The sequence below is a fragment of the Klebsiella sp. D5A genome, from assembly GCF_001620885.1.
GTDB classification, from domain to species: domain Bacteria; phylum Pseudomonadota; class Gammaproteobacteria; order Enterobacterales; family Enterobacteriaceae; genus Klebsiella; species Klebsiella variicola.
The window spans coordinates 234,746-261,734 of sequence record NZ_LOAR01000008.1 but is presented as its reverse complement, the minus strand read 5'-3'; the positions used below and the strand labels follow the sequence as shown (position 1 = coordinate 261,734).

24 protein-coding genes, 2 tRNA genes and 3 other RNA genes are annotated in these 26,989 nt (G+C 54.7%); 17 read left to right on the top strand and 12 right to left on the bottom strand.

Translation table 11 applies throughout. The features are described 5' to 3' along the window. Nucleotides 1-32: 32 nt before the first annotated feature. Genes AS136_RS14085 through narI form a run of 4 tightly spaced genes read left to right on the top strand, consistent with a single transcriptional unit; the run spans nucleotide 33 to nucleotide 6,692 of the window. Nucleotides 33-3,776, top strand: coding sequence for a nitrate reductase subunit alpha (locus tag AS136_RS14085; protein WP_023322851.1), 3,744 nt, complete (start codon nucleotides 33-35; stop codon nucleotides 3,774-3,776). Continuing rightward, a complete protein-coding gene (gene narH / locus AS136_RS14080) occupies nucleotides 3,773-5,308 on the top strand; it encodes a nitrate reductase subunit beta (RefSeq protein ID WP_002910193.1) in 1,536 nt (511 codons plus the stop codon). The genes AS136_RS14085 and narH overlap by 4 nt, the downstream gene beginning before the upstream one ends. Continuing rightward, entirely contained in the window at nucleotides 5,305-6,015 is a 711-nt protein-coding gene (narJ, locus tag AS136_RS14075) for a nitrate reductase molybdenum cofactor assembly chaperone (protein ID WP_008804404.1), read from the top strand. Before narH ends, narJ begins: the two co-directional genes overlap by 4 nt. After that, a complete protein-coding gene (gene narI / locus AS136_RS14070) occupies nucleotides 6,015-6,692 on the top strand; it encodes a respiratory nitrate reductase subunit gamma (protein ID WP_002910189.1) in 678 nt (225 codons plus the stop codon). Before narJ ends, narI begins: the two co-directional genes overlap by 1 nt. Here narI and AS136_RS14065 read toward each other — a convergent pair. Further along, nucleotides 6,689-7,585: a DMT family transporter gene (locus tag AS136_RS14065; protein ID WP_008804405.1), complete on the bottom strand. Its 897-nt coding sequence runs from the start codon at nucleotides 7,583-7,585 to the stop codon at nucleotides 6,689-6,691. The two genes, narI and AS136_RS14065, sit on opposite strands and share 4 nt — an antisense overlap. A gap of 107 nt (nucleotides 7,586-7,692) precedes the next feature. On the opposite strand from AS136_RS14065, the gene AS136_RS14060 reads away from it, so the two are divergent. Continuing rightward, nucleotides 7,693-8,136, top strand: a complete 444-nt coding sequence (locus AS136_RS14060; RefSeq protein WP_004152249.1) for an Lrp/AsnC family transcriptional regulator — start codon at nucleotides 7,693-7,695, stop codon at nucleotides 8,134-8,136. 117 nt (nucleotides 8,137-8,253) lie between these two features. Here AS136_RS14060 and AS136_RS14055 read toward each other — a convergent pair. The 7 genes from AS136_RS14055 to AS136_RS14025 form a co-directional block, all read right to left on the bottom strand. Further along, nucleotides 8,254-8,386, bottom strand: a non-coding RNA gene (locus tag AS136_RS14055) — RtT sRNA. Nucleotides 8,387-8,429: 43 nt separating this feature from the next. Further along, a non-coding RNA gene (locus tag AS136_RS14050) (RtT sRNA) lies at nucleotides 8,430-8,562 on the bottom strand. A 44-nt stretch (nucleotides 8,563-8,606) separates the two neighbouring features. Further along, nucleotides 8,607-8,691: transfer RNA gene (locus AS136_RS14045), tRNA-Tyr, on the bottom strand. Nucleotides 8,692-8,730: 39 nt separating this feature from the next. After that, nucleotides 8,731-8,863, bottom strand: a non-coding RNA gene (locus AS136_RS14040) — RtT sRNA. A 43-nt stretch (nucleotides 8,864-8,906) separates the two neighbouring features. After that, nucleotides 8,907-8,991: transfer RNA gene (locus AS136_RS14035), tRNA-Tyr, on the bottom strand. Nucleotides 8,992-9,150: 159 nt separating this feature from the next. Then, nucleotides 9,151-9,993 (bottom strand): formyltetrahydrofolate deformylase, encoded by an 843-nt coding sequence (gene purU / locus AS136_RS14030; protein WP_004203178.1) that lies wholly within the window; start codon nucleotides 9,991-9,993, stop codon nucleotides 9,151-9,153. A 42-nt stretch (nucleotides 9,994-10,035) separates the two neighbouring features. Next, nucleotides 10,036-10,494, bottom strand: a complete 459-nt coding sequence (locus AS136_RS14025; RefSeq protein WP_008804406.1) for a YchJ family protein — start codon at nucleotides 10,492-10,494, stop codon at nucleotides 10,036-10,038. Between the two features lie 112 nt (nucleotides 10,495-10,606). Between AS136_RS14025 and rssA the strand changes: the two genes are divergently transcribed. The 3 genes from rssA (at nucleotide 10,607) to galU (ending at nucleotide 13,712) form a co-directional block, all read left to right on the top strand. Further along, nucleotides 10,607-11,509, top strand: coding sequence for a patatin-like phospholipase RssA (gene rssA / locus AS136_RS14020; RefSeq protein ID WP_008804407.1), 903 nt, complete (start codon nucleotides 10,607-10,609; stop codon nucleotides 11,507-11,509). An 89-nt stretch (nucleotides 11,510-11,598) separates the two neighbouring features. Continuing rightward, complete coding sequence (gene rssB / locus AS136_RS14015; RefSeq protein WP_008804408.1) at nucleotides 11,599-12,612, top strand: two-component system response regulator RssB; 1,014 nt, start codon at nucleotides 11,599-11,601, stop codon at nucleotides 12,610-12,612. 197 nt (nucleotides 12,613-12,809) lie between these two features. Continuing rightward, nucleotides 12,810-13,712, top strand: a complete 903-nt coding sequence (gene galU / locus AS136_RS14010; protein WP_008804409.1) for a UTP--glucose-1-phosphate uridylyltransferase GalU — start codon at nucleotides 12,810-12,812, stop codon at nucleotides 13,710-13,712. 122 nt (nucleotides 13,713-13,834) lie between these two features. Here the strand turns inward: galU and hns are convergent, their stop codons facing one another. Both hns and AS136_RS28685 read right to left on the bottom strand, forming a co-directional pair. Then, nucleotides 13,835-14,242 (bottom strand): histone-like nucleoid-structuring protein H-NS, encoded by a 408-nt coding sequence (gene hns, locus AS136_RS14005; RefSeq protein WP_002910103.1) that lies wholly within the window; start codon nucleotides 14,240-14,242, stop codon nucleotides 13,835-13,837. 421 nt (nucleotides 14,243-14,663) lie between these two features. Then, nucleotides 14,664-14,795 carry a hypothetical protein gene (locus AS136_RS28685; RefSeq protein ID WP_048271801.1) on the bottom strand — a complete coding sequence of 44 codons (132 nt, stop codon included), beginning with the start codon at nucleotides 14,793-14,795 and terminating at the stop codon, nucleotides 14,664-14,666. Nucleotides 14,796-14,802: 7 nt separating this feature from the next. Between AS136_RS28685 and tdk the strand changes: the two genes are divergently transcribed. Then, entirely contained in the window at nucleotides 14,803-15,420 is a 618-nt protein-coding gene (tdk, locus tag AS136_RS14000; protein WP_008804410.1) for a thymidine kinase, read from the top strand. Between the two features lie 137 nt (nucleotides 15,421-15,557). Here tdk and adhE read toward each other — a convergent pair whose 3' ends face one another. Then, a complete protein-coding gene (gene adhE, locus AS136_RS13995) occupies nucleotides 15,558-18,233 on the bottom strand; it encodes a bifunctional acetaldehyde-CoA/alcohol dehydrogenase (protein ID WP_008804411.1) in 2,676 nt (891 codons plus the stop codon). Between the two features lie 77 nt (nucleotides 18,234-18,310). On the opposite strand from adhE, the gene AS136_RS26860 reads away from it, so the two are divergent. The 8 genes from AS136_RS26860 to AS136_RS13960 all read left to right on the top strand — a co-directional run bounded on the left by AS136_RS26860 (nucleotide 18,311) and on the right by AS136_RS13960 (nucleotide 26,575). Next, entirely contained in the window at nucleotides 18,311-18,526 is a 216-nt protein-coding gene (locus tag AS136_RS26860; protein ID WP_012541357.1) for a hypothetical protein, read from the top strand. A 183-nt stretch (nucleotides 18,527-18,709) separates the two neighbouring features. Then, a complete protein-coding gene (locus AS136_RS13990; RefSeq protein ID WP_008804412.1) occupies nucleotides 18,710-19,357 on the top strand; it encodes a YchE family NAAT transporter in 648 nt (215 codons plus the stop codon). Nucleotides 19,358-20,103: 746 nt separating this feature from the next. Then, a complete protein-coding gene (gene oppA / locus AS136_RS13985) occupies nucleotides 20,104-21,738 on the top strand; it encodes an oligopeptide ABC transporter substrate-binding protein OppA (protein WP_008804413.1) in 1,635 nt (544 codons plus the stop codon). A gap of 85 nt (nucleotides 21,739-21,823) precedes the next feature. Continuing rightward, the gene (gene oppB / locus AS136_RS13980; protein ID WP_002910089.1) at nucleotides 21,824-22,744 is read left to right on the top strand and encodes an oligopeptide ABC transporter permease OppB; all 921 of its coding nucleotides are present in this window, start codon (nucleotides 21,824-21,826) and stop codon (nucleotides 22,742-22,744) included. Between the two features lie 14 nt (nucleotides 22,745-22,758). Beyond that, a complete protein-coding gene (gene oppC, locus AS136_RS13975; RefSeq protein ID WP_004145396.1) occupies nucleotides 22,759-23,667 on the top strand; it encodes an oligopeptide ABC transporter permease OppC in 909 nt (302 codons plus the stop codon). A gap of 11 nt (nucleotides 23,668-23,678) precedes the next feature. After that, nucleotides 23,679-24,692, top strand: coding sequence for an ABC transporter ATP-binding protein (gene oppD / locus AS136_RS13970; RefSeq protein ID WP_004151853.1), 1,014 nt, complete (start codon nucleotides 23,679-23,681; stop codon nucleotides 24,690-24,692). Further along, complete coding sequence (gene oppF, locus AS136_RS13965; protein WP_008804414.1) at nucleotides 24,689-25,693, top strand: murein tripeptide/oligopeptide ABC transporter ATP-binding protein OppF; 1,005 nt, start codon at nucleotides 24,689-24,691, stop codon at nucleotides 25,691-25,693. The genes oppD and oppF overlap by 4 nt, the downstream gene beginning before the upstream one ends. A 54-nt stretch (nucleotides 25,694-25,747) precedes the next feature. Next, complete coding sequence (locus AS136_RS13960) at nucleotides 25,748-26,575, top strand: ion transporter (RefSeq protein WP_012541359.1); 828 nt, start codon at nucleotides 25,748-25,750, stop codon at nucleotides 26,573-26,575. Between the two features lie 63 nt (nucleotides 26,576-26,638). Here AS136_RS13960 and AS136_RS13955 read toward each other — a convergent pair whose 3' ends face one another. Beyond that, on the bottom strand, nucleotides 26,639-26,968 hold the full coding sequence (locus tag AS136_RS13955) for an HI1450 family dsDNA-mimic protein (RefSeq protein ID WP_002910079.1): 330 nt from the start codon (nucleotides 26,966-26,968) through the stop codon (nucleotides 26,639-26,641). Nucleotides 26,969-26,989: the final 21 nt, after the last annotated feature.

Below are 26,989 nucleotides of genomic sequence, written 5' to 3'. Positions count from 1 at the left end.
GAGCCGTCAGGCTCCATATCAGGAGAAACCCGATGAGTAAATTCCTGGACCGGTTTCGCTACTTCAAACAGAAGGGTGAAACCTTTGCCGATGGGCACGGCCAGCTTCTAAACACCAACCGGGACTGGGAGGATGGATACCGTCAACGTTGGCAGCATGACAAAATTGTGCGTTCCACTCACGGTGTCAACTGCACCGGCTCATGCAGCTGGAAGATTTATGTGAAAAACGGTCTGGTGACCTGGGAAACGCAGCAGACTGACTACCCGCGCACCCGTCCGGACCTGCCGAACCACGAACCACGCGGTTGCCCGCGCGGCGCCAGCTACTCCTGGTATTTGTACAGCGCGAACCGCCTGAAATACCCGCTGATGCGTAAACGTCTGATGAAGATGTGGCGGGAAGCGAAAGTTCAGCATAGCGATCCGGTTGAGGCATGGGCCTCGATTATTGAAGACGCCGACAAAGCCAAAAGCTTCAAACAGGCTCGCGGTCGCGGCGGGTTTGTCCGCTCCTCCTGGCAGGAAGTGAATGAGCTGATTGCCGCCTCCAACGTCTATACCGTCAAAACTTACGGTCCGGACCGCGTGGCCGGTTTCTCGCCGATCCCGGCGATGTCGATGGTTTCCTACGCCTCCGGCGCCCGTTATCTGTCGCTGATCGGCGGCACCTGCCTGAGCTTCTACGACTGGTACTGCGACCTGCCGCCAGCTTCGCCGATGACCTGGGGCGAACAGACCGACGTCCCCGAATCGGCGGACTGGTATAACTCCAGCTACATTATCGCCTGGGGCTCCAACGTGCCGCAGACCCGTACCCCGGATGCCCACTTCTTTACCGAAGTCCGCTACAAAGGCACTAAAACCGTGGCGATCACCCCGGACTACGCCGAAATCGCCAAACTCTGCGATCTGTGGCTGGCGCCGAAGCAGGGTACCGATGCCGCGATGGCGCTGGCGATGGGCCATGTGATGCTGCGCGAGTTCCATCTCGATAAGCCGAGCCAGTATTTCACCGATTATGTGCGCCGCTATACCGACATGCCGATGCTGGTGATGCTTGAGGAGCGCGACGGTTATTACGCCGCAGGCCGTACGCTGCGCGCCTCCGACCTCGTGGATTCTCTTGGTCAGGAGAACAATCCGGAATGGAAAACCGTCGCCTTTGACGAGAAGGGCGACATGACCGTACCGAACGGTTCCCTCGGATTCCGCTGGGGCGATAAAGGCAAATGGAACCTCGAACAGCGCGACGGTAAAACTGGCGAAGAGATTGAGCTGCGTCTGAGCCTGCTGGGCAGCCATGACGAGGTCGCGAGTGTCGGCTTCCCGTACTTCGGCGGCGAAGGTTCTGAGCACTTCAATAAAGTCGACCTCGAAAATATTCTGCTGCACAAACTGCCGGCCAAACGCCTGCAGTTGGCCGACGGCTCCACCGCTCTGGTGACCACCGTTTACGATCTGACCATGGCCAACTATGGCCTGGAACGCGGTCTGAACGATGAAAACTGCGCCACCGGCTACGATGACATGAAAGCCTACACCCCGGCCTGGGCGGAGAAGATCACCGGCGTCTCCCGCGCGCACATTATCCGCACTGCACGCGAATTTGCCGATAACGCCGATAAGACCCATGGTCGCTCGATGATTATCGTCGGGGCGGGCCTCAACCACTGGTTCCACCTCGACATGAACTACCGCGGCCTGATCAATATGCTGGTCTTCTGCGGCTGCGTCGGTCAGAGCGGCGGCGGTTGGGCGCACTATGTGGGCCAGGAAAAACTGCGTCCGCAGACCGGCTGGCAGCCGCTGGCGTTCGCCCTTGACTGGCAGCGTCCGGCACGTCACATGAACAGTACCTCGTACTTCTATAACCACTCCAGCCAGTGGCGCTATGAAACCGTGACCGCGCAGGAACTGCTGTCTCCGATGGCGGATAAATCCCGTTACAGCGGCCACCTGATCGACTTTAACGTGCGCGCAGAGCGCATGGGCTGGCTGCCGTCTGCGCCGCAGTTAGGGGTGAACCCGCTGCGTATCGCTGATGAAGCGAAAAAAGCCGGCATGACCCCGGTGGATTACACCGTGAAGTCGTTGAAAGAGGGCTCGATTCGCTTTGCGGCCGAGCAGCCGGAAAATGGTAAAAACCACCCGCGTAACCTGTTTATCTGGCGCTCCAACCTGCTGGGCTCCTCCGGTAAAGGCCATGAGTATATGCTCAAGTACCTGCTGGGTACCGAGAACGGCATTCAGGGCAAAGACCTCGGCAAGCAGGGCGGCGTGAAGCCGGAAGAAGTCGAATGGCGGGATAACGGCCTCGACGGCAAACTGGATCTGGTGGTGACCCTCGATTTCCGTCTGTCGAGCACCTGTCTCTACTCCGACATCGTGCTGCCGACCGCCACCTGGTACGAAAAAGACGACATGAATACCTCGGATATGCATCCGTTTATTCACCCGCTGTCGGCCGCCGTTGACCCGGCCTGGGAATCGAAGAGCGACTGGGATATCTATAAAGGTATCGCGAAGAAATTCTCTGAAGTCTGCGTGGGCCACCTTGGCAAAGAAACCGACGTCGTCACGCTGCCGATCCAGCACGACTCCGCCGCGGAAATGGCGCAGCCGTTGGATGTCAAAGACTGGAAAAAAGGCGAATGCGATCTCATCCCGGGGAAAACCGCGCCGCATATTATTCCGGTTGAGCGTGATTACCCGGCGACTTACGAACGTTTCACCTCGATCGGTCCGCTGCTGGAAACCATCGGCAACGGCGGGAAAGGCATCGCCTGGAACACCCAGAGCGAGATGGACCTGCTGCGTAAGCTTAACTACACCAAGGCGGAAGGCCCGGCGAAAGGCCAGCCGAAGCTGGAAACGGCCATCGACGCCGCGGAAATGATCCTCACCCTGGCGCCGGAAACCAACGGTCAGGTGGCGGTGAAGGCGTGGAAAGCGCTGAGCGAGATCACCGGTCGCGAGCACGCGCACCTGGCGCTGAACAAAGAAGACGAGAAGATCCGCTTCCGCGATATTCAGGCGCAGCCGCGGAAGATTATCTCCAGCCCGACCTGGTCTGGCCTGGAAGATGAACATGTCTCCTATAACGCTGGGTATACCAACGTTCACGAGCTGATCCCGTGGCGGACGCTGTCCGGCCGTCAATCGCTGTATCAGGATCATCAGTGGATGCGCGACTTTGGCGAAAGCCTGCTGGTCTATCGTCCGCCGATCGACACCCGTTCGGTGAAAGCGGTGATGGGCGAGAAGTCCAACGGCAACCCGGAGAAGGCGCTGAACTTCCTGACCCCGCACCAGAAATGGGGTATCCACTCGACCTACAGCGATAACCTGCTGATGCTGACCCTGTCGCGCGGCGGGCCGATCGTCTGGATGAGCGAAGCGGATGCGAAAGATCTGGGTATCGAAGATAACGACTGGATCGAAGTGTTTAACGCCAACGGCGCCCTGACGGCGCGGGCGGTGGTGAGCCAGCGTGTACCGGCCGGGATGACCATGATGTATCACGCGCAGGAACGCATCGTGAACCTGCCGGGATCTGAAATCACCGGTCAGCGCGGGGGGATCCACAACTCCGTCACCCGTATTACGCCAAAACCGACCCACATGATCGGCGGCTACGGCCACCTGGCCTATGGCTTTAACTACTACGGTACCGTCGGCTCCAACCGCGATGAGTTTGTAGTGGTACGTAAGATGAAGAACATTAACTGGTTAGACGGCGAAGGCAACGACCAGGTACAGGAGAGCGTAAAATGAAAATTCGTTCACAAGTCGGCATGGTGCTGAATCTCGATAAGTGCATCGGCTGCCATACCTGTTCGGTGACCTGTAAAAACGTCTGGACCAGCCGGGAAGGGATGGAATACGCCTGGTTCAACAACGTGGAGAGCAAACCTGGCGTTGGCTTCCCGAACGACTGGGAAAACCAGGAAAAATGGAAGGGCGGCTGGATCCGCAAAATCAACGGTAAACTGCAGCCGCGCATGGGCAACCGCGCGATGCTGCTGGGTAAAATCTTCGCCAACCCGCATCTGCCGGGGATCGATGATTACTACGAGCCGTTTGATTATGACTACCAGAATCTGCACAACGCGCCGGAAAGCAAGCATCAGCCGATCGCTCGTCCGCGCTCGCTGATCACCGGCCAGCGGATGGACAAGATCACCAGCGGTCCGAACTGGGAAGAGATCCTCGGCGGCGAGTTCGAAAAACGCGCCAAAGATCAGAACTTCGACAACATGCAGAAGGCGATGTACGGTCAGTTCGAAAACACCTTCATGATGTATCTGCCGCGCTTGTGCGAGCACTGCCTGAACCCAGCCTGCGTCGCGACCTGCCCGAGCGGCGCCATCTATAAGCGCGAAGAAGACGGCATCGTACTGATCGACCAGGACAAGTGCCGCGGCTGGCGGATGTGTATCACCGGCTGTCCGTACAAGAAGATCTATTTCAACTGGAAGAGCGGGAAATCCGAGAAATGCATCTTCTGCTACCCGCGTATTGAATCCGGAATGCCGACGGTGTGCTCCGAAACCTGCGTGGGCCGTATCCGCTATCTCGGCGTCCTGCTGTATGACGCAGATGCGATTGAAAACGCCGCCAGCACCGAGAACGAGAAAGATCTGTATCAGCGCCAGCTGGATGTGTTCCTGGATCCAAACGATCCAAAAGTAATTGAACAGGCGTTAAAAGATGGCGTACCGCAGGGGGTCATTGAGGCTGCGCAGCAGTCGCCGGTCTACAAAATGGCGATGGACTGGAAGCTGGCCCTGCCGCTGCACCCGGAATATCGCACCCTGCCAATGGTCTGGTACGTGCCGCCTCTGTCGCCAATTCAGTCGGCTGCGGACGCTGGCGAATTGGGTAGCAACGGTATTCTGCCGGACGTGGAAAGCCTGCGTATTCCGGTGCAATACCTGGCGAACCTGCTGACCGCAGGCGATACCCAGCCGGTCCTGCTGGCCCTGAAACGCATGCTGGCGATGCGCCACTATAAACGTGCGGAAACCGTTGACGGCGTCGTCGATACCCGCGCGCTGGAAGAGGTGGGGCTGAGCGAAGCGCAGGCCCAGGAGATGTACCGCTATCTGGCGATCGCTAACTACGAAGATCGTTTCGTGGTGCCGAGCAGCCACCGTGAACAGGCGCGAGAAGCGTTTCCGGAGAAAAACGGCTGCGGCTTCAGCTTTGGCGATGGCTGCCACGGCTCGGACAGCCAGTTCAACCTGTTCAACAGCCGTCGCATCGACGCTATCGACGTGACCAGCAAAACGGAGCCGCACGCATGATTGAACTCGTGATTATGTCGCGTCTGCTCGAATACCCTGACGCTGCCTTATGGCAGCATCAGCAAGAGATGTTCGAGGCGCTCGCGTCATCAGAGAAACTCAGCAAAGAGGATGCCCACGCGCTGGGCGTTTTCCTGCGCGATTTAGTGGCTCAGGATCCGCTGGACGCCCAGTCGGCGTATAGCGAATTGTTTGACCGCGGCCGCGCCACCTCGCTGCTGCTGTTTGAACACGTGCACGGCGAATCCCGCGATCGCGGGCAGGCGATGGTGGATTTGATGGCGCAGTATGAGCGCCACGGTCTGCTGCTTGATAGCCACGAGCTGCCGGATCATCTGCCGCTGTATCTGGAGTATCTGGCGCAACTGCCGGAAGAGGAAGCGCTTGGCGGCCTGCGGGACGTCGCGCCGATCCTCGGCCTGCTCAGCGCGCGCCTGCAGCAGCGCGAAAGTCGCTATGCGGTGCTGTTCGAGCTGTTACTGAAGCTGGCTAATACTCAGGTCGACAGCCAGAAGGTGGCGGAGAAGATTGCCGACGAGGCGCGCGACGATACGCCGCAGGCGCTGGACGCGGTCTGGGAAGAAGAACAGGTCAAATTCTTTGCCGACCAGGGCTGCGGCGAGTCGGAAATTTCCGCTCACCAGCGTCGTTTTGCCGGAGCCGTAGCCCCGCAATATCTGAATATCTCTAACGGAGGACAGCAATAATGCACTTCCTGAATATGTTCTTCTTTGACATTTATCCGTACATTGCGGGCTCGGTGTTTCTGATCGGCAGCTGGCTGCGCTATGACTATGGCCAGTACACCTGGCGCGCCGCCTCCAGCCAGATGCTGGACCGTAAGGGGATGAACCTGGCGTCGAACCTGTTCCATATCGGCATCCTGGGTATTTTCGCCGGCCACTTCCTCGGCATGCTGACCCCGCACTGGATGTATGAGTCCTTTCTGCCGATCGACGTCAAGCAGAAGATGGCGATGATCGCCGGCGGCGCCTGCGGCGTGATGACCCTGGTGGGCGGGTTACTGCTGCTCAAGCGTCGTCTGCTCAGCCCGCGCGTTCGCGCCACCACCACCGGAGCGGATATTCTGATCCTCTCCTTGCTGATGGTGCAGTGTGCGCTCGGCCTGCTGACGATCCCATTCTCAGCCCAGCATATGGACGGCAGTGAAATGATGAAGCTGGTCGGCTGGGCGCAGTCGGTGGTGACGTTCCACGGCGGCGCGTCGCAGCATCTGGATGGCGTGGCGTTTATTTTCCGCGTTCACCTGGTGCTGGGCATGACCCTGTTCCTGCTGTTCCCGTTCTCCCGTCTGGTTCATATCTGGAGCGCGCCGGTCGAATACCTGACGCGCAAATACCAGATTGTCCGCGCCCGTCGCTAACTGGCCTGCGATTGCTCACTGACCCCGCCGCGGCGGGGTTTTTTTTCGCCCCAGCCGAGGTTATTCCCTGCGGCGGCAAACAGAATAAGCATCCCGCCAATCAACTGCACAGGGGTCAACGCATGGTGGAAGACCAGATAGTCGACCACCATTGCCACCAGCGGATAAATAAAGGAGAGCGAACCGGTAATGGGCGTCGGCAGTTTCTGTATCGCGCTATATAAAAGCTGATACATGATCCCGGTATGGACGATGCCGAGGATCAGCAGATAGCGCCAGGGGAAGCTGGCCGTCCATTCGGGGGCATGGACCAGCGGCAGCAGCATCACGACGCCAACGAGCACCTGAATAAAGGCGATATGCTGCGCGGGGAGCGGATGCAATTTGCGCGCGATAATGGCGGTCAGGGCATAGAAGAATGCCGCGCCCAGCGCCAGCAAAACGCCGGTGGTAAGCCCCTCTCCATGCGCAGACGTCAGCTCGCTTGACAACAGGATCACTACGCCGCCAAAGGCCAGCAGTAGCCATCCCCATTTCACGGCGCTGACCCGTTCCCCCAGCACCATCCCCATCAGTACCAGCATAAACGGCTGGGTGTTATAGACCACGGTGGCCATACCGATTGAGATCCGCGAATAGGCGGCAAACAGCAGCAGCCAGTTGACGACCAGCGCCGCGCCGCCAATCACTGCCAGAGCGAGAGTGAAACGCGTTAGCCGGCTGAAGGGCTGGCCGCTTAACACGATAAACACCAGTAAGGTTAGCGCGCCAATCAGGCAGCGCCAGAACACCACATCCATCACCGGCAAACCAGAGAGCAGCACGAACGCGCCGATCGAGCCGGAGATTATCATTGCCAGGCTCATTTGCCAGACGCCGCGGGTAAGTTGCATTTTTCACCTCCATCATTTTTCAGTTATTGTGCGAAAAACCCTGACAGGGTGATATGGCTGAATTAAGGTAGAAAGACGCGAATGCCTTTTATAATTAGGTGAAAAACATGAATGACGTACTTGATGAAATTGACCGGGCCATCCTCACTTGCCTGACTCAGGATGCCAGAGTCTCGCTAAAGGTATTGAGCGCGCGAGTAGGGCTGACCTCGCCGAGCACGGCCGAGCGGGTGAAGCGCCTGGAGGAGCGGGGCGTCATTCAGGGCTATGGTGCGCGGGTGAATCTCGCCGCGCTGGGCTACAGCCTCCAGGCGCTGGTGCGGGTCCGGCCGCTGCCTGGGCTGCTGCAGAAAGTGGATAAATATATCCAGGCGATGCCGGAATGCATTGAAAGTGACAAAGTGACCGGGGAAGATTGTTTCGTGATGCGCCTCGTGGTGCGCGATATTGCCCAGCTGGATACCCTGCTGGACGGTCTGGCCGAGTATGCGCAGTGTAACACCTCGGTGGTGAAAAGCTCGCCGGTAAAAAGGCGTTTGCCACCGCTGTGAGTTTCCCGGAGGCGGTGCTGCGCACCTGTCCGGGCTTACCAGACGGCGCCACCTGTAGCCTCGCTAAGCGAAGCGCGAGCGAGGAGGTAGCAGTACAGGTGGTTGCAGAGAGCGCGAGAATAGAGGGGGAAGGATAACTCGTCGCTATCGCTTCTCGCCCTTCGGGCCGTTGCCTGCGGCAACGTTCTCTCGCTGGCGCTCGAGTCGAACCTTAGTCGAAGCTTCTCATCCTTCCCCGTAGGGCAGAATATAGAATATCGTAGGTAGATTAAGCTGGGCATGACATGGGGAGATGGTGGTGGGGGAAGGATAACTCGTCGCTATCGCTTCTCGCCCTTCGGGCCGTTGCCTGCGGCAACGTTCTCTCGCTGGCGCTCGAGTCGAACCTTAGTCGAAGCTTCTCATCCTTCCCCGTAGGGTAGAATATAGAATATCGTAGAGTAATTGGATTGCGGTGTTTTTTAAGAGGATGGTGGTGGGGGAAGGATTCGAACCTTCGAAGTCGATGACGGCAGATTTACAGTCTGCTCCCTTTGGCCGCTCGGGAACCCCACCAGGGGTAAAATCACATTGTAGGCTATTCAGCAAAATGAATGGTGGTGGGGGAAGGATAACTCGTCGCTATCGCTCCTCGCCCTTCGGGCCGTTGCCTGTGGCAACGCTCTCTCGCTGGCGCTCGAGTCGAACCTTAGTCGAAGGTTCTTACCCTTCCCGCTAAGTGCAAACATCGTTTACGCTTGTCGGAGAAACCATATCACTGTAGTGAATAATGGTGGTGGGGGAAGGATTCGAACCTTCGAAGTCGATGACGGCAGATTTACAGTCTGCTCCCTTTGGCCGCTCGGGAACCCCACCACGGGGTAATGCTTGGTACTGGCCTGCTTCCTTCTCGGGAAGCGGGGCGCATCATACCAAATGATGCGCCCCTGTAAAGCATTCGTTTGACAAAAATAAACTGGTTGCCTGATTTTTACGCGTAACGCCGTAAAGCTAACCAATTCATTTCTCAGTCGATTAAAGAATAATCGTCCGGTTACCGTAAACGAAGACGCGCTGCGCCAGTACCTGATACAGCGCCCGGCTCAAGACGTTTTTTTCGACATCGCGGCCAGCGCGCATCATATCTTCTGCAGTATAGGTATGATCGACATGAATCACGTCCTGCATGATGATTGGGCCTTCATCCAGATTGTCATTCACATAGTGGGCGGTGGCGCCAATGATCTTCACGCCGCGCTCATAGGCCTGATGATAAGGACGGGCGCCGATAAACGCCGGCAAAAATGAATGGTGAATATTGATGATTTTGTTCGGGAATCGGGCGACAAACTCCGGGGTGAGGACGCGCATATACTTGGCCAGTACCACGTAATCCGGCTCATGTGCCGCAATGGCATCCCCCATCTGCTTGTCGTGTTCTTCGCGGCTTAACCCTTCGTGGCTGACCAGCTCAAACGGAATACCAAAACGCTCCACCAGCGGGCGCAGCGTGTCATGGTTGCCGATAACCGCGGCGATATCGACATCCAGTCCGCCGTAGTTGGCTTTCATCAGCAGATCGCCAAGGCAGTGCGCCTCTTTGGTCACCAGAATGACCACCCGGCGACGGCCTGCCGGATTCAGTTCGCGGATGGAACCTTCCGGCAGGGCGCTATCCAGATCGGCCAGCAGAATAGCGTCGTTAAAAATGCCCTCCAGTTCGGTGCGCATAAAGAAACGACCGGTACGGTGGTCAACAAATTCATTGTTCTGCACAATGTTAAGTTCGTGTTTGTAGCAGATATTGGTGATACGCGCGATGAGGCCTTTCTGATCAGGGCAAATAGTGCGTAGTACTTTACGTTGTAATGAATGCATCGCGAGGAAAATCCTGTAGTGTTTGCAAGCGCTACGGCAGCGTTACTGGCCGCAGCATTTTTTAAATTTTTTACCTGAGCCGCAAGGGCAGGGGTCATTACGACCAATCAGCGGTCGTGTCCCGTCGATATAGTACCACTGTCCATTTTCTTTTAAGAATCTGGAACGTTCAATAATGGCGCCCGGACGGTTATTGTCATTAAAGCGGGCGACAAAGCTGACAAAGCCTTCATTTGGGACTCGCCCTTCATCACTGGCGAATAGGGTTAAACCCAGCCACTCGGTCTGGCTGAACCCCTTCTCCAGCTCGGCGCGAAACGTCTGCGCCTGACAGGACGGATGCCAGGTTTTGATCAGATAGTCGGCATCTTTCATGACGAACGCGCTATAGCGGGAGCGCATAAGCTGTGACGGGCCTGGCGCAAGCTCTGCGCCGGACAGATATCGCTGGCAACATGAGCTATACTCCAGTGCGCTGCCACAGGGGCATAATTGCGACAAAACTGCCTCCATGGAAGATAGAATTACGGCGCTTCAACGCCAAAGGTGTTTATGTTAACTGAGCCGTGACAATGTTGCCACGCTCAGAGTGGAAGGATAGTTATCAGTAATAATGAGAAAGCTTAAAATTGGTCTGGCGTTAGGGGCGGGAGCTGCCCGAGGATGGTCGCACATTGGCGTCATCAACGCCCTCCGTCGGGCTGGTATCGAGATTGATATCGTCGCGGGGTGTTCTATCGGTTCGCTGGTAGGGGCGGCGTATGCCTGCAACCGGCTCCCGGCGCTCGAGTCATGGATCTGCTCATTCAGCAACTGGGATGTCCTGAAGCTGATGGACCTCTCCTGGCGACGTGGGGGCCTGCTGCGCGGTGAAAAGGTATTCAATCATTACCGTCGTATTATGCCGGTGACCGATATCGAACGCTGCGAGCGTCGGTTTGCTGCCGTCGCGACCAATTTAAGTACCGGCCGGGAACTGTGGTTTACTGAAGGCGATCTGCATTTAGCCGTTCGAGCCTCCTGCAGCATGCCTGGACTGATGGCGCCGGTGAGGCATAATGGTTACTGGCTGGTCGATGGCGCAGTGGTCAACCCGGTTCCCGTGTCGCTGACGCGGGCAATGGGGGCCGATATCGTGATTGCCGTTGACCTGCAACATGATGCCCATCTCATGCAGCAAGATTTATTTTCCCTCGAAACGCCGCGGCCGGAAGCTGAAGAGAAGGAGGGCCCATGGCATACTCGTCTGCGCGCGCGATTGACGCAAATGAGCTCCCGTCGTACGGCCGTGACGCCGACGGCGATGGAGATCATGACCACGTCTATCCAGGTTCTGGAGAACCGTCTTAAACGCAACCGCATGGCGGGTGACCCGCCGGATATCCTGCTGCAGCCATACTGTCCGCAAGTGTCGACGCTCGACTTCCATCGCGCAGGAGAGGCGATTGCCGCGGGCCAATTGGCCGTGGAAAAGAAAATGGATGAACTATTACCCTTAGTGCGTACAGCGGTTTGACGTACAAGTACCTGACTTAAGTAAAATCTGACAGGCGATAGTGAGAATAGCGTGCCACTATTGAATTATCGTCAGCCAGGGGAGATATCATGACGCAGCCATTGGCGGGAAAACAGATTCTGATAGTTGAAGACGAACCCGTTTTCCGCTCACTCTTGCATGGATGGCTGGCCTCGCTGGGAGCAACGACCTGGCTGGCGGAAGATGGCATGGATGCCCTGCATAAAATGACCGAGGTGCGTCCGGACCTGATGATTTGCGACATTTCAATGCCGAGAATGAACGGTCTGGAACTGGTCGAGACGCTGCGTAACCGCGGCGAGCAGCTACCGATACTGATGATTTCCGCCACCGAAAACATGGCGGATATTGCCAAAGCGTTACGGCTGGGCGTCCAGGATGTGCTGTTAAAACCGGTGAAAGATTTCGATCGCCTGCGTGAGACCGTTTATGCCTGCCTGTATCCCGCGATGTTTAGTTCACGTGTGGAAGAGGAAGAGCGTTTATTTGAGGACTGGGACGCGCTGGTCAGTAATCCGACCGCCGCATCGAGACTGCTGCAGGAGCTACAGCCTCCGGTGCAACAGGAAATGTCACATTGCCGCATTCATTATCGACAGCTGGTATCGGCGGATAAGCCGGGGCTGGTGCTCGATATTGCGCCGCTCTCGGAAAATGATTTGGCTTTCTATTGTCTGGATGTCACACGAGCAGGGGATAATGGCGTGCTGGCGGCTTTATTACTGCGCGCGCTATTCAATAGCCTGTTGCAAGAGCAACTGGCGCATCAGGGGCAACGGCTACCTGAAATGGGGAGTCTGTTAAAACAGGTCAATCAGTTACTCCGCCAGGCGAATCTTCCCGGTCAGTTCCCTTTGCTGGTGGGTTATTACCACAGTGGACTGAAAAATTTAATTCTGGTGTCCGCAGGGCTCAATGGCACGTTGAATACCGGTGAGCATCAAATTCAGATAAGTAATGGCGTTCCTTTAGGGACGCTGGGCGATGCCTATCTTAACCAAATTAGCCAGCGCTGCGCCTCATGGCAGTGCCAAATTTGGGGGGCCGGGGGGCGTTTACGCTTAATGTTGTCTGCGGAATGAGCAATTGCGTTTATATCTAAGCAGACGGCATTACCTGCAGCCCTATACTGGTGGTACCATCGAGCAGTTTTATGCGTAAAAGTCCTAATTCGAGGCTATCGGAACCTTTTCAGACCAGTGAATACGCGGTTGACTGATATACTCGACACGTTATTTGTAACGAGAAGTTTAAAAAACAAACAGTCCAGGAGATTTCAATGGCTGCCCTTAATTCTAAAGTCAGAAAAGCGGTTATCCCGGTAGCGGGATTAGGCACCAGGATGCTGCCTGCCACCAAAGCAATTCCAAAAGAAATGCTGCCGCTGGTAGATAAGCCGTTAATTCAGTACGTTGTTAATGAATGTATCGCTGCAGGAATTACTGAAATTGTTCTGGTAACGCACTCATCGAAAAACTCTATCGAAAACCATTTCGATACCAGTTTTGAGCTGGAAGCGATGCTGGAAAAACGTGTAAAACGCCAGCTTCTGGAAGAAGTGCAGTCTATTTGCCCGCCGCACGTGACAATTATGCAAGTTCGTCAGGGCCTGGCGAAAGGCCTTGGTCACGCCGTGCTGTGCGCACATCCGGTAGTGGGTGATGAGCCGGTAGCGGTTATTCTGCCAGACGTTATTCTGGATGAATTTGAGTCCGATCTGAGCCGTGATAACCTTGCGGAGATGATCTCTCGTTTTGATGAGACTGGCGCTAGCCAGATTATGGTTGAGCCTGTCGAGGATGTGACCGCGTATGGCGTGGTCGATTGCAAAGGCGAATCCCTGAAGCCGGGCGAAAGTGTGCCGATGGTGGGCGTGGTCGAGAAGCCAAAAGCTGACGTTGCGCCGTCCAACCTGGCGGTAGTGGGGCGCTATGTCCTCAGCGCAGATATTTGGCCGCTGCTGGCGAAGACCCCTCCGGGCGCCGGTGATGAAATTCAGCTGACTGACGCGATTGATATGCTGATCGAGAAAGAAACGGTTGAAGCTTATCATATGAAGGGCAAGAGCCATGACTGCGGCAATAAGCTTGGCTACATGCAGGCGTTTGTCGAATATGGTATTCGTCACAAGACGCTTGGTGACGATTTTAAAGCCTGGCTGGAAACCGCGGTGACGAAGTAATCCGCAGCGCGATTAAAAGCCAGAAACCGGGAGCGCGTCAGCGACTCCCGGTTTTGTTTATCGAGCCTGAGGGCAAAAAAAATCCCGCCGGAGCGGGATTTTTAATATTGCGACAACGGAGATTAGATCAGGAAATCGTCCAGTGATTTACCTTGTTCGTCCATTGCTTTTTTGATCACCGCAGGAGTACGGCCCTGGCCAGTCCAGGTTTTGGTTTCGCCGTTTTCGTCTACATAGCTATATTTAGCCGGACGTGCAGCACGCTTAGTTTTGGTACCGGCTTTAACGGCAGCCATAGTGCTCAGCAGTTCATTCGGGTCAATACCGTCAGCAATCAGCATTTCACGGTATTGCTGCAGCTTACGTGTACGCTCTTCAATTTCTGCTGCGGCGGCGTTTTCTTCTTCACGGCGCTCGTTAACAACGACTTCTAATTTTTCCAGCATTTCTTCGAGCGTTTCAAGGGTGCATTCTCTTGCCTGCGCACGAAGAGTACGGATGTTGTTCAAAATTTTAAGTGCTTCGCTCATTGTAGTAATCTCAAACTTATATTGTGGGGTGGTTTGTTGAACTAATAATAGAGCGATAAAATGCGTTGTGCAATAGGGGAGAATGTAAGGAATTCAAAATTACTGGTTATTTGTCGCGGGAATTAATTAATTTAAGTTAAAATTCTCGTGCCGCTTCACATCTTTGCTCCTTATAGCCATGAGTAGGGGGCCAGCTAAAACACTGAGACCATATGCTTTTTCTGAGGTTCAGTGAGAAAAATTATCCTTTGCATGGGTAAATAACCCTCGTCAGTATTAGCGCATTTTTGGTTACGCGCCTTAATATAAAACAACCCGCAAGCCCGCTTATAGTGCATGGATACTGGTCCTATAAGCACGAAAAGACAATGGTTACCTCACCGATAGCGTAACGGGGCGTACAAATAATGGCCCTGTAAATTCAATTCATCCACGTCACCCTTTCCGTTTCCATGCCCTTCAGCGCTGCGACAATACCCCTGCGGAAAGGGCGGCTGTACGCATAAAATATGGTACAATCGCCGCCGCGATAAAACACTTTGATTGGGGTCACGCAGCCGATGGCACAACTTTATTTCTACTACTCTGCAATGAATGCAGGTAAGTCGACCGCTCTGTTGCAATCTTCGTACAATTACCAGGAGCGGGGGATGCGTACCATCGTTTATACCGCTGAGATAGATGACCGCTTCGGTGCTGGAAAAGTCAGCTCGCGTATCGGCCTCTCCTCGCCGGCCCGGTTGTATAATCCGCAGACGTCGCTATTTAACGATATTGCGGCAGAGCACAAGCTTAAGCCAATTCACTGCGTGCTGGTGGATGAAAGCCAGTTTCTGACGCGCGAACAGGTTCATGAGCTGTCCGAAGTTGTCGATACACTGGATATTCCGGTGCTGTGCTATGGACTGCGGACGGATTTTCGCGGCGAGCTCTTTACCGGTAGCCAGTATTTGCTGGCATGGTCCGATAAGCTGGTGGAGCTGAAAACCATTTGCTTCTGCGGCCGTAAGGCGAGCATGGTGCTACGTCTCGATCAAGAGGGGCGACCTTATAATGAAGGCGAGCAGGTTGTCATCGGCGGCAATGAGCGGTATGTGTCCGTCTGTCGTAAGCATTATAAAGAGGCGCTGAGCGTGGGTTCTTTAACCCAGGTACAAAACCAGCGTTATTCCTGCTGAGTTGCTCAGAAGCTCATACAGGCGCCTGTGGGCGCCTTTTTTATACTCAGGAAGGCTGCAGCTCGGGATTGGCTGACAAGCGGGCATAAAAAAGCCCCGTCAGGTGACGGGGCTTGCAGTATGTTTACCGTTGTTGATTAAGCGGATTTCTTCGCTTTTTTTTCAGCTTTCACCGGAGCCGCGTCGGTTTTCGCAGCAGTTTCGCCTTCGACGAACTCGCGGCCGTAGTAGGTATCCAGCAGAATCTGTTTCAGTTCGGAGATCAGCGGGTAGCGCGGGTTAGCGCCGGTGCACTGGTCATCGAATGCATCTTCAGACAGCTTATCAACGTTAGCCAGGAAGTCAGCTTCCTGAACGCCAGCTTCGCGGATAGATTTCGGAATTCCCAGCTCAGCTTTGATGCTTTCCAGCCATGCCAGCAGTTTCTCGATCTTCGCTGCGGTGCGGTCGCCCGGTGCAGAGAGACCCAGGTGATCGGCGATTTCAGCGTAGCGACGACGAGCCTGCGGACGGTCGTACTGGCTGAACGCAGTCTGCTTGGTCGGGTTGTCATTCGCGTTGTAGCGAATAACGTTGCAGATCAGCAGGGCGTTGGCCAGACCGTGCGGAATATGGAACTGAGAGCCCAGTTTGTGCGCCATGGAGTGACACACGCCGAGGAAGGCGTTCGCAAACGCGATACCGGCGATAGTCGCAGCACTGTGTACGCGCTCACGGGCAACCGGGTTCTTGGAACCTTCGTGGTAGGAAGCCGGCAGGTACTCTTTCAGCAGTTTCAACGCCTGCAGAGCCTGGCCGTCAGAGAACTCAGAAGCCAGCACGGAAACGTAAGCTTCCAGGGCGTGAGTCACCGCATCCAGACCACCGAACGCACACAGCGATTTCGGCATATCCATCACCAGGTTGGCATCAACGATGGCCATATCTGGGGTCAGCGCGTAGTCTGCCAGCGGATATTTCTGACCAGTTGCGTCATCGGTCACTACGGCGAACGGCGTCACTTCAGAACCGGTACCGGAGGTGGTGGTGATGGCGACCATCTTGGCTTTGACGCCCATTTTCGGGAACTTGTAGATACGTTTACGGATATCCATAAAGCGCAGCGCCAGTTCTTCGAAGTGGGTTTCCGGATGTTCGTACATGACCCACATGATTTTCGCCGCATCCATCGGGGAACCGCCGCCCAGCGCGATGATGACGTCTGGTTTGAAGGAGTTCGCCAGATCGGCACCTTTACGTACGATGGTCAGGGTCGGGTCAGCTTCAACTTCGAAGAAGACTTCGGTTTCAACGCCCGCTGCTTTCAGTACGGAAGTGATCTGATCGGCATAGCCGTTGTTGAACAGGAAGCGGTCAGTCACGATCAGCGCGCGTTTGTGACCATCAGTAATCACTTCATCCAGTGCGATTGGCAGGGAGCCACGACGGAAGTAGATAGATTTCGGAAGTTTGTGCCACAACATGTTTTCAGCTCGCTTAGCAACGGTTTTCTTGTTGATCAGGTGTTTCGGACCAACGTTTTCAGAGATGGAGTTACCACCCCAGGAACCACAACCCAGAGTCAGGGAAGGCGCGAGTTTGAAGTTGTACAGGTCACCGATACCACCCTGGGAAGCCGGGGTGTTGATCAGGATACGTGCGGTTTTCATCATCTGGCCGAAGTAAGCCACGCGAGCCGGCTGGTTGTCCTGGTCGGTGTACAGGCAAGAGGTGTGACCGATACCGCCCATGGCAACCAGTTTTTCTGCTTTGGTGACCGCGTCTTCGAAATCTTTCGCACGATACATCGCCAGCGTCGGAGACAGTTTTTCGTGAGCAAACGGTTCACTTTCGTCAACGTTGGTCACTTCGCCAATCAGGATCTTAGTCGTAGCCGGAACGGTGAAGCCTGCGAGTTCCGCGATTTTTGCCGCTGGCTGACCAACGATAGCAGCGTTCAGCGCGCCATTTTTCAGGATGATGTCCTGAACCGCTTTCAGCTCTTTACCCTGCAGCAGATAGCCGCCGTGGCTGGCGAAACGTTCGCGAACCGCGTCATACACTGAATCAACGACGACAACAGACTGCTCAGAAGCACAGATAACGCCGTTATCGAAGGTTTTAGACATCAGAACGGAAGCAACAGCACGTTTGATATCAGCCGTTTCATCAATGACCACCGGGGTGTTACCGGCACCAACGCCGATAGCTGGTTTACCGGAGCTGTACGCCGCTTTCACCATACCTGGACCACCGGTCGCAAGGATCAGGTTGATGTCCGGGTGATGCATCAGCGCGTTAGACAGTTCTACGGACGGCTGATCGATCCAGCCGATCAGGTCTTTCGGCGCGCCAGCCGCGATGGCAGCCTGCAGTACGATATCAGCCGCTTTGTTGGTGGCTTCTTTTGCACGCGGGTGCGGAGAGAAAATGATGGCGTTACGTGTCTTCAGGCTGATGAGCGATTTGAAGATGGCTGTTGAAGTCGGGTTAGTTGTCGGTACGATACCGCAGATGATGCCGATCGGTTCAGCGATAGTGATGGTACCAAAGGTGTCGTCTTCTGACAGGACGCCACAGGTTTTTTCATCTTTATATGCGTTGTAAATGTATTCGGAAGCGAAGTGGTTTTTGATCACTTTGTCTTCAACGATGCCCATGCCGGATTCGGCAACGGCCATTTTAGCGAGAGGGATTCGAGCATCTGCAGCGGCCAGAGCGGCAGCGCGGAAGATTTTATCGACTTGTTCTTGAGTGAAACTGGCATATTCACGCTGGGCTTTCTTGACACGCTCAACAAGCGCGTTCAGTTCAGCGATATTAGTAACAGCCATAATGCTCTCCTGATAATGTTAAACTTTTTTAGTAAATCAGTCGCTCGATTCGACATTATAGACAGGCTGTTAACAGCTTGCATGTAAATGTTTATGTAGAAAAATCAGGACACTGTTTTACCGATTTACTAAAAAAGCTCTATTACTTTAACTTTCAGGTCATGCTGCCTTCCACTCTGTTGGTGTCATCAAGATTACTCACTTCTGAGTACAAAATACGTGATTTAGATCAAGTATTGGCGTGGCTGATACCTTTCAGCTGGCTGCTTTTTAACCGATTCGATCAAGTGTAATGGAAGGGTTTTGAAATTAAAAAAACGATTAGCATTAAAGCTACAAATAACTAACATTCGATACATATCACCGGGTTATGCATATTTATAATGAATATTGCATGCAAAAAGCGTATGTTTCGCGCAGTTATTTTATGCTGTTAATAGTCAACCGCCAATTTTGATGATGCTGCGGAGCCCATTGTGACTCAACCACTGTTCGATTTTGCTACCTATTTCAAGTTTTTCATTGGCTTATTTGCCCTGGTCAACCCGGTCGGCATCATTCCGGTGTTTATCAGTATGACCAGCTACCAACCGGCAGCGGTGCGCAACAAGACCAACCTGACCGCAAACCTGTCGGTGGCGATCATCCTCCTGACGTCGTTGTTTCTCGGCGATGGCATTCTGCAGATTTTTGGCATCTCGATTGATTCCTTCCGCATTGCCGGCGGCATCCTGGTGGTGACCATTGCGATGTCGATGATCAGCGGCAAGCTCGGCGAAGATAAGCAGAACAAGCAGGAGAAATCGGAGACGGCGGTCCGGGAGAGCATCGGCGTCGTGCCTCTCGCGCTCCCCTTAATGGCCGGACCGGGGGCAATCAGTTCAACTATTGTCTGGGGCACCCGATATCATTCCTGGGTGCACCTGGTCGGGTTCTCACTGGCGATAGCGGTATTCGCTCTTTGCTGCTGGGGCATTTTCCGAATGGCGCCGTGGCTGGTTCGTCTGCTGGGACAGACGGGAATCAACGTCATCACCCGTATCATGGGGTTGCTGCTGATGGCCCTGGGGATCGAGTTTATCGTAACCGGTATTAAAGCGCTGTTCCCCGGACTGCTTAATTAGTGGAACACCATGCAAGCGTGGAGGCTTCACTTCGCGCTTGCGCGATTATTAGCAAAACCTATTAACCAGCGCGAGATCGGCTGTTGAGATAACGTTTTGCGATAATATCTTTAAATCCATATTTTTCATTAAGATATCTGTTTTTGTTCATTGTTTTCCCCTCACGCTCTTCCTGCCTGCGATGTTATTTTCTTCACATCATTCTCTGGCACTTGCTGTCGGATCATCGAAATGATATTAGTAATTTTAACAAGGCAGTAGATGAATGTGCTAAAAAGTAACCTGTTGTTAAATTTTTGTACAAAAAAGCATCTTTTAGCCGATACTCGATTCTCAACGCGATTAAAAAATCATATCACTATGATTAACAATGATATTTTTTTGTCGGTAGTCCGCGAAGATCTTGAGCATCGCGGGCAATATCGGCGATAAAAGAGAATCCGGTAACATATTTGCAAATTGCATTGGCGGAGGTGTTTACCTTTTGGTAATTTCCGCCGTTATCGTCTGCTGAATTATATGCGTAAATGAGAATTATTATTAATAATCTCACTGCGCCGGAACTGCCCTCCAGCGAGGGGGCAAAGAATCGACGTTAAGGCTGCCGTTCGAGCGGTCGTAATAAATAAGTCGGTGATAGCAATCTGCCAATCGCAAACGCTCCTGCGTTGGACAGATCCCCGCAAACGGGAAAAAAACAGGCTGGTTAAAAAACCAGTAATTATAATGACTGGAGTTACAACACAATGACCATCATCACTAAAAAACGTTTGATCGCCGCGGGAGTGCTATCCGCACTGCTTGCCGGCAATATGGCTATGGCAGCGGATGTCCCGGCCGGTGTGCAGTTGTCGGATAAGCAAACGCTGGTGCGAAATAGCGGCGCTGAGCCGCAATCGCTGGACCCGAATAAAATTGAAGGGGTACCCGAGGCCAATATTAGCCGCGACCTCTTCGAAGGCTTGCTGAATACTTCGCCGAAAGATGGCCACCCGATCCCTGGCGTAGCAGAGAGCTGGGATAATAAAGATTTTAAAGTCTGGACCTTCCATCTGCGTAAAGATGCGAAATGGTCTAACGGCGAGCCGGTTACTGCTCAGGACTTCGTCTACAGCTGGCAGCGTCTGGTGGATCCGAAAACCGCTTCTCCTTATGCCAGCTATCCGCAATATGGTCATATCGTTAACGTCGACGACATCATTGATGGCAAGAAAGCGCCGAGCGAACTGGGCGTAAAAGCCATTGACGACCACACGCTGGAAGTTACCCTCAGCGAGCCAGTCCCTTATTTTTATAAGCTGCTGGTTAACCCGGCGATGTCTCCTGTCTACAAACCGGCTATTGAAAAATTTGGCGAGAAATGGACACAGCCTGGCAACATCGTCACCAACGGGGCGTATACTCTGAAAGACTGGGTGGTCAACGAACGTATCGTGATGGAGCGCAACCCGCACTACTGGGATAATGCTAAAACCGTCATTAACACCGTTACCTGGCTGCCGACCTCTTCCGAAGTGACCTATGTTAACCGCTATCGCAGCGGTGAACTGGACATGACCTATAACCAGCTGCCGATCGAACTCTTCCAGAAGCTGAAAAAAGAGATCCCCAACGAGCTGCACGTCGACCCGTATCTGTGTACCTATTATTACGAAATCAACAACCAGAAAGCGCCGTTTACCGACGTACGCGTCCGTACCGCGCTGAAGCTGGGTCTGGATCGCGACATTATTGCTAATAAAGTGAAAGGACAGGGCGATCTGCCGGCCTACGGCTACACGCCGCCGTACACCGATGGCGCGAAGCTGAGCGAGCCGGAATGGTTTACGTGGTCGCAGGAAAAACGCAACGAAGAAGCGAAGAAACTGCTGGCCGAAGCCGGCTATACCGCGGATAAACCGTTGACCTTTAACCTGCTGTATAACACCTCCGATTTGCACAAGAAGCTGGCGATTGCCGCCGCCTCGCTGTGGCGTAAAAACCTGGGCATTGACGTGAAGCTGGTTAACCAGGAGTGGAAAACGTTCCTCGATACCCGTCACCAGGGCACCTATGACGTGGCACGCGCAGGCTGGTGCGCCGACTATAACGAGCCAACTTCCTTCCTGAATACCATGCTCTCTGACAGCTCAATGAACACTGCGCACTATAAGAGCCCGGCGTTCGACAAGATTATGGCTGAATCCGTAAAAGCGTCTGATGAAGCGCAGCGTACGGCAGCCTATGCGAAAGCGGAACAGCAGCTGGACAAAGACAGCGCGATCGTACCGGTCTATTACTACGTCAACGCCCGCCTGGTGAAACCGTGGGTTGGGGGCTATACCGGTAAAGACCCGATGGATAACGTCTATACCAAAGATCTCTACGTTATCAAACATTAATGGCAATACGTGGGGCGGGCCTGTGCTCGCTCCATCGTGTCTTATTTGAGAGCAGTGCAAAGGCACACGCCAGAAGGTACGGGCAATGTTAAAATTTATCTTACGTCGCTGTCTGGAAGCGATTCCGACGCTATTTATTCTTATTACCATCTCATTCTTCATGATGCGTCTGGCACCGGGAAGTCCTTTTACCGGGGAGCGCACCCTGCCGCCGGAAGTCATGGCGAATATTGAAGCAAAATACCATTTAAACGACCCTATCATGACGCAGTACTTCAATTATCTGAAGCAACTGGCGCATGGCGATTTTGGTCCCTCCTTTAAATACAAAGATTATTCGGTCAACGATCTGGTGGCCGCCAGCTTCCCGGTTTCTGCGAAACTGGGCTTCGCCGCCTTTTTACTCGCGGTGGTGATCGGCGTAGCCGCCGGGGTGATAGCCGCTCTGAAGCAAAACACCCGATGGGACTACGCGGTGATGGGGGTAGCCATGACCGGCGTGGTTATTCCGAGCTTTGTGGTGGCGCCGCTGCTGGTGATGATTTTTGCCATTACCCTGCACTGGCTGCCGGGCGGCGGCTGGAACGGCGGAGCGCTGAAATTTATGATCCTGCCGATGGTGGCGCTTTCCCTGGCCTATATCGCCAGTATCGCCCGTATCACCCGCGGCTCGATGATAGAAGTGTTGCACTCTAACTTTATCCGCACCGCGCGGGCAAAAGGGCTGCCGATGCGCCGCATTATTTTGCGCCATGCGCTGAAGCCGGCGCTGCTGCCGGTGCTCTCCTATATGGGGCCAGCTTTCGTGGGCATCATCACCGGCTCAATGGTCATTGAAACCATTTACGGCCTGCCGGGGATCGGCCAGCTGTTCGTTAACGGGGCGCTTAACCGCGACTACTCGCTGGTGCTGAGCCTGACGATCCTCGTTGGCGCCCTGACTATCCTGTTCAACGCCATCGTTGACGTGCTGTACGCCGTTATCGATCCGAAGATTCGCTACTGAAGCCGGAGTTCGCCATGATGTTAAGTAAGAAAAATAGCGAGGCGCTGGAAAACTTCAGTGAGAAGCTGGAAGTGGAGGGGCGTAGCCTCTGGCAGGACGCGCGTCGCCGCTTTATGCATAACCGCGCCGCGGTGACCAGCCTGATCATGCTGGTGCTTATTGCGCTGTTTGTCACCTTTGCGCCGATGGTGTCGTCGTTCTCCTACTTCGATACCGACTGGGGCATGATGTCCAATGCCCCGGATATGGCTTCAGGCCACTACTTCGGAACCGACTCCTCCGGGCGCGACCTGCTGGTGCGCGTGGCGATCGGCGGGCGCATTTCGCTGATGGTCGGGGTGGCAGCGGCGCTGGTGGCGGTGATCCTCGGCACGCTGTACGGTTCGCTTTCCGGTTATCTCGGCGGCAAAGTGGATTCGGTGATGATGCGTCTGCTGGAGATCCTCAACTCCTTCCCGTTTATGTTCTTCGTCATCCTGCTGGTGACCTTTTTTGGTCAGAATATCCTGCTGATCTTTGTTGCCATCGGCATGGTTTCCTGGCTGGATATGGCGCGTATCGTGCGCGGACAGACCTTGAGCCTGAAGCGTAAAGAGTTTATCGAAGCCGCGCAGGTCGGTGGGGTCTCCACGGCCAGCATCGTGCTGCGCCATATCGTCCCCAACGTACTGGGGGTGGTGGTAGTGTACGCCTCGCTGCTGGTCCCCAGCATGATCCTCTTCGAATCCTTCCTCAGCTTCCTCGGGCTGGGAACCCAGGAGCCGCTCAGCAGTTGGGGAGCATTGCTCAGCGATGGCGCCAACTCAATGGAAGTCTCGCCCTGGCTGCTGCTGTTCCCGGCGGGTTTCCTGGTGGTGACCCTGTTCTGTTTCAACTTTATCGGCGATGGTCTGCGTGATGCCCTCGACCCGAAAGACCGCTAAGGAGCGCTGCCATGACCATGATTGAAACGGCAAAGGCGCCGCAAGCGCAGAGTCACAGCGGCCTGCTGCTGGACGTGAAAGATCTCCGCGTCACCTTTAAAACGCCGGATGGCGATGTCACCGCCGTCAATGACCTGAACTTCACCCTGCAGGCGGGCGAGACGCTCGGCATTGTGGGCGAATCTGGCTCCGGTAAATCGCAAACCGCCTTCGCTCTGATGGGGCTGCTGGCGGCCAACGGCCGCATCGGAGGATCCGCCACCTTTAACGGTCGGCAGATCCTCAATTTGCCCGAGCGTGAACTGAACAAACTGCGCGCCGAGCAAATCTCGATGATTTTCCAGGATCCGATGACCTCTCTTAACCCGTATATGCGGGTGGGCGAGCAGTTAATGGAAGTCCTGATGTTGCATAAAGGACTGAGCAAAGCCGAAGCGTTTGAAGAGTCGGTGAAGATGCTCGATGCGGTAAAAATGCCGGAAGCGCGCAAGCGCATGAAGATGTTTCCGCACGAGTTTTCCGGCGGGATGCGCCAGCGCGTGATGATTGCCATGGCGCTGCTGTGTCGGCCGCGGCTGCTGATTGCGGATGAACCCACCACCGCGCTGGACGTCACCGTGCAGGCGCAGATCATGACGCTGTTGAATGAGCTTAAACGCGAATTCAATACGGCAATCATCATGATCACCCACGACCTCGGGGTGGTGGCCGGGATCTGCGATAAAGTGCTGGTGATGTACGCCGGGCGCACCATGGAGTACGGTCAGGCGCGCGATGTCTTCTATCAACCGTCACATCCATACTCTATTGGCCTGTTGAATGCAGTTCCTCGTCTGGATGCCGAGGGCGATGCGTTGTTAACCATCCCTGGCAACCCGCCAAACCTGCTGCGATTGCCGAAAGGCTGTCCATTCCAGCCGCGCTGCCCGCACGCCATGGAGCAGTGTAGCAGCGCACCGCCGCTGGAGTCGTTCGCGCCAGGCCGCCTGCGCGCCTGCTTTAAACCGGTGGGGGATCTGCTATGAACGCCGTAACTGAACAACGAAAAGTCCTGCTTGAAATTGCCGACCTGAAGGTGCACTTCGATATCAAAGATGGCAAGCAGTGGTTCTGGCAGCCGTCGAAAACGCTGAAAGCAGTGGATGGCGTGACGTTGCGCCTCTATGAGGGGGAAACCCTCGGTGTGGTAGGGGAGTCAGGCTGCGGCAAATCGACCTTCGCCCGCGCCATTATTGGCCTGGTGAAAGCGACCGATGGCAAAGTGGCCTGGCTTGGGAAAGATCTGCTGGGTATGAAGCAGGAAGAGTGGCGCGATGTGCGCAGCGATATCCAGATGATCTTCCAGGATCCGCTGGCCTCACTGAATCCGCGCATGACCATCGGGGAGATTATCGCTGAACCGCTGCGCACCTATCATCCGAAGATGTCGCGTCAGGAAGTTCGTGATCGCGTCAAAGCGATGATGATGAAGGTCGGGTTGCTGCCTAATCTGATTAACCGCTATCCGCATGAGTTCTCCGGCGGTCAGTGCCAGCGTATCGGCATCGCGCGGGCGTTGATCCTTGAGCCGAAGCTGATTATCTGCGATGAGCCAGTATCTGCGCTTGACGTGTCGATTCAGGCTCAGGTGGTCAATCTGCTGCAGCAGCTGCAGCGTGAGATGGGGCTGTCGCTGATATTTATCGCCCACGATCTGGCGGTGGTTAAACATATCTCCGACCGCGTCCTGGTGATGTATCTGGGCCATGCGGTGGAGCTGGGCACCTACGACGAGGTGTATCATAATCCGCTGCATCCCTATACCAAAGCGCTGATGTCGGCGGTACCGATCCCCGATCCTGATCTCGAGAAAGCGAAAACTATTCAGTTGCTGGAGGGCGAATTACCCTCGCCAATTAACCCGCCGTCGGGCTGCGTGTTCCGCACCCGCTGCCCGCTCGCCGGGCCAGAGTGTGCGAAAACCCGCCCGGTACTGGAGGGCAGTTTCCGCCATGCGGTTTCCTGCCTTAAGGTAGACCCGTTATAATCTCAGGGGCTGACGCAGGTCAGCCCTTTTTTTTGCGAGGTTAACGAAGTGGGTATGCTTTCTGCCGCGCGTCTGCGGCTTTATCATTTACTTTTCGATCAGAACCGACGTTCCGGCCGCCGCTTCGAAGGGCTGTGCGGACTTTTCGCCTTGCTCAGCGTGCTGGTGATTTTTATCGAGTCGGGACTGGGCACGCAATATCATCTAACATTAGATGAATGGCATATTTTCGTCTGGCTGGAGCTGCTGGTGACCGCGGTTTTTACCGTGGAGTACCTGCTGCGTATCGCCACCTGGCCCAATCCGCTCCACTATATTTTTAGCTTTTGGGGACTGATTGACCTGGCGACGATTTTGCCGCTCTATGTGATGTGGCTGTGGCCGGAGATTAGCCTGAATTATGTCTTTGCCTGGCGAGCAATGCGAGCGATCCGCGCGCTGCGTATTCTCAAACTGTTGCGCTTTATGCCTTCGCTCAACGTGTTCTGGCGAGCAATCGTCAGTGCGCGTCACCAGCTGATTCTGTTCTATTCGTTTATCGCCATTGTGATGGTGATTTTCGGTTCGCTAATGTATTTGATCGAGGGGCCGGAGTACGGCTTTACGACGCTCAACGCCTCGGTCTATTGGGCCATCGTGACCATCACCACCGTCGGCTATGGCGATATCACCCCGCATACCCCACTGGGCCGCATTCTGGCGTCGATCCTCATCCTGATCGGCTACTCCATTATTGCGATACCGACCGGGCTTATCACTACCCATATGACCAGCGCCCTGAACCGTCGGCGTCAGCGTCGCCTGTGTCCGCAGTGCCAGCAGGGCGACCATGACGATAACGCCCGTTTTTGTCACGCCTGCGGCCATGCGTTGCCGAAATAAGCTGCCAGCATAAAAAAAGCCTGCCGGGTGAACCGCGGCAGGCTTTTCACTGGATAGTGAGCGTTATTCACGCCACAAAATATGACACAGCTTATGATCTTTTTCGCGGCACAGCAGAACACGGGCGAAAATGTCATTAATTTCCCCGCCATCGGTATCCGCCAGGCCAATCACCACTTCGGCGAAGAAATCCGGATTCAGATCGTAATCCACATGCTCTTCCCAGTCTGCGGACGGGTCGAACAGTTCGGCGCCCCCGCGCTCTTCAAACTGCAGGTTAAACAGAATGATGTCCGCCGGGTCGAGGTTGTCGGCCGCCAGCTCGAGGAAGATATCGTAAGCCTGCTCAAGCGTTTCGTCTTCGGTCAGGCGGTTGTTTAAATCCATATCCATGATTGCTACTCATTCGGTATC

Coding starts and splice junctions, on each gene's coding strand:
- oppC (WP_004145396.1), top strand. CDS start 22,759: ATGATGTTAAGTAAGAAAAATAGCGAGGCGCTGGAAAACTTCAGTGAG.
- oppD (WP_004151853.1), top strand. CDS start 23,679: ATGACCATGATTGAAACGGCAAAGGCGCCGCAAGCGCAGAGTCACAGC.
- hns (WP_002910103.1), bottom strand. CDS start 14,242: ATGAGCGAAGCACTTAAAATTTTGAACAACATCCGTACTCTTCGTGCG.
- AS136_RS14085 (WP_023322851.1), top strand. CDS start 33: ATGAGTAAATTCCTGGACCGGTTTCGCTACTTCAAACAGAAGGGTGAA.
- rssA (WP_008804407.1), top strand. CDS start 10,607: ATGAGAAAGCTTAAAATTGGTCTGGCGTTAGGGGCGGGAGCTGCCCGA.
- rssB (WP_008804408.1), top strand. CDS start 11,599: ATGACGCAGCCATTGGCGGGAAAACAGATTCTGATAGTTGAAGACGAA.
- adhE (WP_008804411.1), bottom strand. CDS start 18,233: ATGGCTGTTACTAATATCGCTGAACTGAACGCGCTTGTTGAGCGTGTC.
- AS136_RS14060 (WP_004152249.1), top strand. CDS start 7,693: ATGAATGACGTACTTGATGAAATTGACCGGGCCATCCTCACTTGCCTG.
- narI (WP_002910189.1), top strand. CDS start 6,015: ATGCACTTCCTGAATATGTTCTTCTTTGACATTTATCCGTACATTGCG.
- purU (WP_004203178.1), bottom strand. CDS start 9,993: ATGCATTCATTACAACGTAAAGTACTACGCACTATTTGCCCTGATCAG.
- narJ (WP_008804404.1), top strand. CDS start 5,305: ATGATTGAACTCGTGATTATGTCGCGTCTGCTCGAATACCCTGACGCT.
- oppA (WP_008804413.1), top strand. CDS start 20,104: ATGACCATCATCACTAAAAAACGTTTGATCGCCGCGGGAGTGCTATCC.
- oppB (WP_002910089.1), top strand. CDS start 21,824: ATGTTAAAATTTATCTTACGTCGCTGTCTGGAAGCGATTCCGACGCTA.
- tdk (WP_008804410.1), top strand. CDS start 14,803: ATGGCACAACTTTATTTCTACTACTCTGCAATGAATGCAGGTAAGTCG.
- oppF (WP_008804414.1), top strand. CDS start 24,689: ATGAACGCCGTAACTGAACAACGAAAAGTCCTGCTTGAAATTGCCGAC.
- AS136_RS14065 (WP_008804405.1), bottom strand. CDS start 7,585: ATGCAACTTACCCGCGGCGTCTGGCAAATGAGCCTGGCAATGATAATC.
- AS136_RS13955 (WP_002910079.1), bottom strand. CDS start 26,968: ATGGATATGGATTTAAACAACCGCCTGACCGAAGACGAAACGCTTGAG.
- narH (WP_002910193.1), top strand. CDS start 3,773: ATGAAAATTCGTTCACAAGTCGGCATGGTGCTGAATCTCGATAAGTGC.
- AS136_RS13960 (WP_012541359.1), top strand. CDS start 25,748: ATGCTTTCTGCCGCGCGTCTGCGGCTTTATCATTTACTTTTCGATCAG.
- galU (WP_008804409.1), top strand. CDS start 12,810: ATGGCTGCCCTTAATTCTAAAGTCAGAAAAGCGGTTATCCCGGTAGCG.